Source organism: Flavobacterium sp. LHD-85 (assembly GCF_030929595.1).
In the GTDB taxonomy this organism is placed as follows: Bacteria; Bacteroidota; Bacteroidia; order Flavobacteriales; family Flavobacteriaceae; genus Flavobacterium.
Genome location: NZ_JAVFVR010000034.1, coordinates 1 through 2,888 on the forward strand (window position 1 = coordinate 1; position 2,888 = coordinate 2,888).

1 protein-coding gene is annotated in these 2,888 nt (G+C 35.7%); it reads right to left on the reverse strand.

All coding sequences use genetic code 11. The features are described 5' to 3' along the window. Positions 1–670 precede the first annotated feature (670 nt). Positions 671–2,218 (reverse strand): alkaline phosphatase family protein, encoded by a 1,548-nt coding sequence (locus RB618_RS23660; RefSeq protein ID WP_308071088.1) that lies wholly within the window; start codon positions 2,216–2,218, stop codon positions 671–673. Positions 2,219–2,888 lie beyond the last annotated feature (670 nt).

The window sequence follows — 2,888 nt, forward strand, 5'->3', positions numbered from 1 at the left end:
CATGTGTTAAGCCTGCCGCTAGCGTTCATCCTGAGCCAGGATCAAACTCTTCATCGTATATTTTAATATTATATAGTCGATGCCTATCTATCGGTTCTTTTTCGAATCTCTCGATTCCACTACTCTTATTCTATTTTGCTCTAGCATCTCTGCTAAAGCGGCTGTCAATTCAATATGTCTACGAACGTGTCTTTTTATGTCTTCGCTTGTGTTTCAAAGCGGGTGCAAAACTAAAACTTCTTTTTGTTTCTCGCAAGAAAAAGTTGAAAAATTTTTGAAGCTTTTTTTTCGCCTCATCTCTCCAATTTTTTCTGCCAGTCTATCAAGGAACTTTCCGTGTTTTGCGGGGTGCAAAGATAGTCAGTTTATCAACATCTACAAGCCTTTTCATGTTTTTTTTTCAATATTTTTAATGCTTTTTTCGTAACCCACTGATAATACATGACTTAAAAATTAAAACACAGTGCTATTTTTCTTTCAAATGCGATTTTTCACTAAAATCATCCAATTAAACAATATCAAAATAGAAATTAAAGTTCGAAAAATTACATTTTAATAATCCTTAAATATGCCTTCAGGGAAAAATGGCTCACCAATTAGATTTAAAATTTAAGAAAAATTCTAAAGACACAACTTCAATATATATATAAAATTCAAAGCGAAATTGGTTTCACTGAAATCTTTGGATAAATTTCATCATGTCGCCAATTGTCTTTATTTCTTCTCTTTGGGTATACCCAAGAGCTTTCATCTTCTCAATATGCAATAAACTGTTTAGCATTGCTTTCTGAAGTCCATTTAAAGGATCACCAGTAGTATCAGGTTCAGGAAGCAACTCTTTTAAGCTCATATCTGATGGAATATCAGGCCAATCTGTTCTTTTCTGATTGGAAAAAACTTCTGTAAATGGCAAAATCTGAGGATCCTTGTCCCTATCAGTCAGCGGATCCATCCCCCATTTCTGGCAAACCGTTTTTATGAATGACGCGTGCTCAAACTGTCCGTTGACTATTGTATTTGGCTGAATATAGGAAGACACCATTATCATAGGAACGCGAACACCAAGACGATCAAAAGTGAAACCGCACTCTCCTTTCATGCCTACAGTAGGCGGTACTGTTTCTGGTGGAGCTACGTGATCATAACAGCCACCATGCTCGTCATGAGTAATAATGAAAAGTATCTTGTCTCGTTTTGGGCTTTTTTTAATAGCATCGTATACTTCCCGTATGAGCTCATCTCCTAATTTTACCGTCCCGACAGCTAACTCATGATTCACTGCCGATGGATGCTGATCGTTGTGCTTATGAAGAAACTGAGGTTCTACAAATGAATATTGTGGCAGGGTTCCAAACTCCAAATCAAAGAAAAAGTCAAGATGTCCATGTGTATTGTCCTTTCCTTCTCCTGTCCCATTTACAATATAAGTAAGACTTAGAGGAGCAATAGGTGAATAGACTTTCCATGAAACATTATTATCATTCATACGGTCAAAAATAGTAGGTAGTGACCAGACATCCTTTATCCACGAATCCATATCATGCAGATCACCTTCAATACCAGGAAAACCTGTTCCATCCTCACCAAGGGGATTGATAACTTTGCCCGCTGAGCTTGCAGCATGCCAGAATGCTCGATTGCAATAGGTCTGGCTTGGCACCGAACAATACCAGTGGTCAAAAACTGCAAACTCTTTCGCTAAAGTCGCCATTGCTGGAATCTGGTCAGGCTCAAAACATTGCATGATTACTTCATACTGTTCATATGTTGGATTCTCAATATTGTAGGTTGACCTAAGCGTGTTTTCATAATCATTGACAAAGCCATTCATGCTAGGTGCAGTCGTCGAAGCTGGTAGATTATAAGGCGTCGTCATTTTATCGTCAGCCTTTCCAATATTGCTCTCAGGAATGATTACATTGAAAAGCTGCGTATTGACATGCGGATATTCCTCACCTGGATCTGGATATGGCATCGAGTAGTCAGCCGCACGTGAAGGAGAGATACTTGTCTTCCCAGGATCGCTGCTGGCTCTCGCCGGAATAGGATTTGCATAATCAGTATTCGGGTTATAAAGCCCATCAAAAGACTTTTCTTGCGGTATCTCATCGTTCTTGTAGAGATAGCCTAATAGATTGTCGAAAGAACGGTTTTCAAGCATAAGAACCACAATATGCTCAAAAGTTTCCAGTCCGTTAAATTGGTTTGGGTTTTCCATTTTCTAACTGTTTACATTTTACTAAATATAAGTAAATTACGATAATTAAAATCAGATCCATACAAGTAGTTTTACTCATTCTATAAAAAATTAAAGCTAGACGGACAGACTTAGAAAGTCAGATCCCTCAGAATGTACAGCGTTTTTTACTCTTTATTTTCCGATGCCAAAATCAGCAATCCTTTTTTAATAAGGATTCAGCAATGGCAAGGCATAAATAAGATACAAAGGGATTACAATTCAAAATCTTACAAAAACATCATTTGTAATCTGGCTGTTATTGTAATAAATAACTACTTTTTCAAAAGAACATTTAACCTTAGTAGTTGAAATAAATATAATAAAAAAGAGACCGAATTTCTTTCCATAATAATTCGTCAGTCCTAAATTAATATCAAAATCCTAGACGCAGAATGTTTATTTAAATTTTAAAACCAAATAAAACACTGTATAAAGAATGTCTTGAAATTTAAGCTTGAGTCATTACTAGAAAATACAATATTTCGATCTTCCATTAAAGGGTCAAAATCAAATAAAAAAAAACAATCTTCAACTAACTAACTAACTAACTAACTAACTAACTAACTAACTAACTAACTAACTAACTAACTAACTAACTAACTAACTAACTAACTAACTAACTAACTAACTAACTAACTAACTAACTAAC